1 protein-coding gene is annotated in these 399 nt (G+C 37.8%); it reads left to right on the top strand.

What is annotated here, in order from left to right:
• Nucleotides 1-223 (top strand): EF-Tu C-terminal domain-related protein (locus tag HMPREF0077_RS10175; RefSeq protein WP_004836255.1); only part of this gene is annotated, 223 nt, incomplete at its 5' end.
• Nucleotides 224-399: the final 176 nt, after the last annotated feature.

Raw genomic sequence — 399 nt, 5'->3', positions numbered from 1 at the left:
ACCATTCTTCAGTGGATACAGACCACAATTCTTCTTTAGAACAACAGACGTAACAGGAGACATCCAACTAGAAGATGGCGTAGAAATGGTAATGCCAGGAGACAACGCAACATTCAAGATTACCCTACAAAAACCAATCGCTCTAGAAGAAGGACTAAGATTCGCAGTAAGAGAAGGCGGAAGAACAGTAGCATCTGGAGTAGTAACAAAGGTAATAAAATAGTCCCAACGGATACAAAAAATCACAAAGAGAGTAAGCTCAGCTTGCTCTCTTTTTTTACAAAAAAATACAAGAAGCATAAGTGAAAGCTAAGAAGGCTTGGAATGAAAATTAATTGGGTCTATAATAAATCGTGTTGGTAGAAGTAAATGATACTTCTGTCGGCACGATTTTTTTGG

This window comes from Anaerococcus tetradius ATCC 35098, from assembly GCF_000159095.1.
In the GTDB taxonomy this organism is placed as follows: domain Bacteria; phylum Bacillota; class Clostridia; order Tissierellales; family Peptoniphilaceae; genus Anaerococcus; species Anaerococcus tetradius.
Note: the sequence above shows the minus strand (reverse complement) of the source record. Positions and strands in the feature narration are given on the sequence as shown.